General features: G+C 72.1%; 3 protein-coding genes. All 3 read right to left on the bottom strand.

Going from position 1 to position 2524, the window contains the following annotated elements:
• The coding region (locus AB0B91_RS64975; protein WP_358342988.1) for a lamin tail domain-containing protein at positions 1 to 663 on the bottom strand (663 nt) is incomplete at its 3' end.
• Positions 664 to 760: 97 nt separating this feature from the next.
• Complete coding sequence (locus AB0B91_RS64970) at positions 761 to 1777, bottom strand: GNAT family N-acetyltransferase (protein WP_088998238.1); 1017 nt, start codon at positions 1775 to 1777, stop codon at positions 761 to 763.
• A gap of 72 nt (positions 1778 to 1849) precedes the next feature.
• Positions 1850 to 2524 (bottom strand): lytic transglycosylase domain-containing protein (locus tag AB0B91_RS64965; protein ID WP_358342986.1); only part of this gene is annotated, 675 nt, incomplete at its 5' end.

Below are 2524 nucleotides of genomic sequence, written 5' to 3'. Positions count from 1 at the left end.
GGCCGAGGTCACCAGGGCCGGGCCGCAGGCGAGCGTGGCGGGCGTGTCGACCGGCCCGCCGCCGTCGACGGCGTGCGTGCCGAGGCCGTCGAACGTGTCGACGGGGAAGCCGGCCCACTGGGCGGCCGGGTCGAACGCGTCGGAGGGGTCGGTGTCGCCGGACGTCACGGCCGCCGACCGGCGCAGCGTGTTGTCGGCGGTGCTGGTGACGCCCGTGCCCCACTCGGTGCCCGGGTCGACGCCGACCTGGCCGATCGAGTCGAGCACGGTGCCGCCGCGACGCAGCACGATCGCGTCGTCGCCGTTGAACAGGCTGGCACCGGTGGTCTGGTCGGCCCGGTCGAGGATGGCCGGTGCGGCCGAGGCGGCGGCGAGGACGAAGACGTCCCCGGCCGCGACGGTGCCGGTGAGGGTCAGGTTGGTCGGCGTGGTGGAGCCGTTGAAGTGCAACTGGAGCTGGTAGCCGCCGGCGGCCAGGTCGACGGCGGCGCCCGTGCCGTTGAACAGCTCGATCGCCTTGTTGTTCGACGAGCCTTCGACGTATTCGGAGATGAAGAGGTCGGTGGGCGCGGCGCTGGCCGCGGTGGGTGCGACGCCGACGGCCGTGACGGTCACGGCGGCGGTGGCGGTCGCGAGCGCGGCAAGAGTGCGGCGCGGGCGCATGAGGCCTCCACGATGGGTGGACGGGGAACTAACGCACGTTAAGGGTCGCTGCTTACCCCCGTCCATCCCCCAGCGGACGGATTCGTGAACGTTCCGGTCAGCGTCCGGCGTCGAGGCGGTGCACCAGCTCAGCCACGTCGATGCTGTATTCGCACCATTCGCGGTCCGGGCGGTAGCCCAGCTCGGCGTTGACCTTGAGCATGGCCTCGTTGGCCTGCGCGTTCCAGGTCTGCACCTCGGCCAGCTCCGCCTCCGCCGAGCGCAGCTCCATCAGCATCCGGGCCTTGATCGCCCGGTCGATGCCGTAGCCCCGGTGGTCCTGCACGACGATCGTGTCGTACTGGTCGGCGCGGGTGGGATGCTGGACCGGCACGACCACCTCGGTCAGCCCGGCCACCTCGCCGGTCTGCTCGTGCAGGGCGAGCACGATGTAGGGCTTCATACCCCGCCGGTGCAGGCAGTCCAGGCTGTCCCGCAGCCGCTCCGGGTCGTAGGAGCTGGGGCGCAGTTCGCCGTCCTCGACGTCGCGCACCTCCGCCTTGGCCCGGGCGTACGCCTCGATCAGCTCGTCCGGCGGGCCGCCCGGGTGGAACTGGAGGTGGTAGCCCGCGCCGATGCCGGTGGCCATCTCGGCCAGCTCGGCCCAGTCCACCCCGGACAGGTCCAGCACGCTGCGGGTCTCGACGTATTCCTTGGAGAAGCCGAGCGACTCGTAGAAGGCGACGGCCGGCGTGTCGCCGACCACCTCCACCCCGATCGACTGGAAGCCCTCCTGGTAGACCCGTCGGGCGGCGGTCAGGACGAGGTCCCGGCCGAGGCCCGTACGCCGGGCCGAGGGGTGCACCAGCACCTCCAGCACGCCGATGTCGCCGAGCAGCAGCACGTGCACGTGGCCCAGGATCGCCCCCGGGCTGCCGTCGGCCGCCGGTTCCGTCTGGGCGACCCAGGAGATCCGCCGTTCGCCGGGCATGACCTCGGCGAGGTATTCCCGCATGGAGCTCTCCCGCCACGGCGGATCCTGCGGCAGATCGACCGCCAGGACCGCGTTCAGCGTGTCCAGCAGCGACGCGATCTCGGCGGACGACGCGGTCCTGGGGTCCCACTCGCGCACCATCACCCGTCTAGCTTGCCGCTAACCGCTGCCCGGGGGAAGTGTCCAGTTCTCCAATGTACGCAGACGATCACTTCACGTGCGGCTGGCCTGTCCGTACCGGTTGGCGGTGTCGTAGACGTCCTGGGCGTAGCGGCGGACGTCGTTGTAGGACAGGATCGCGTTCCACCAGTCGGCCGGGATGGTGAGGTTCCGGCCGCCCTTGCAGAGGTAGTTGCCGGCGGCGAGGGCGGCGTCGTCCAGGTCGTGCGGGTCCTTGACGCCGTCGTTGTCGGCGTCGGCCCCGATCTCCTGCCAGGTCGTCGGGATGAACTGCATCGGCCCGACCGCCCGGTCGAGGACCGGGTCCTTGTCCATCACGCCGCGGTCGGTGTCGGGGATGCGCATCCGGCCGCCCTGCCCGTCGAGCGGCAGGCCGATGATCTCGGGCAGAGCCTTGCCGTCCTGGCGGAGCGTCGCGCCGTTGGCCTGACCGTGCCCCGACTCGACGAACCCGATGGCCGCCAGCGTGGTCCAGCTCAGCCCGCAGCTGCGGTTGGTCTGGGCGAGCACCACCTCGGCGTAGCCGTACGCCTGCATGGCCACCGGCGAGATGCCGACCTTGGGTCCGACCTGGGCGGCCCACCCGGCCAGCGCGTCCGACGGCCGACCGGTGGAGCCGCCGACGACCGGGCCGGTCGGTGCCGTGCCGGGCGGCAGCGCCGTCTGGGTGGGCAGTGGCATCCCGCCGGGCGGTGGCGTGCCGCCGGG

It is taken from the genome of Nonomuraea sp. NPDC049141 (assembly GCF_040648415.1).
Classification (GTDB): Bacteria; Actinomycetota; Actinomycetes; order Streptosporangiales; family Streptosporangiaceae; genus Nonomuraea.
Note: the sequence above shows the minus strand (reverse complement) of the source record. Positions and strands in the feature narration are given on the sequence as shown.

Coding starts and splice junctions, on each gene's coding strand:
- AB0B91_RS64970 (WP_088998238.1), bottom strand. CDS start 1,777: ATGGTGCGCGAGTGGGACCCCAGGACCGCGTCGTCCGCCGAGATCGCG.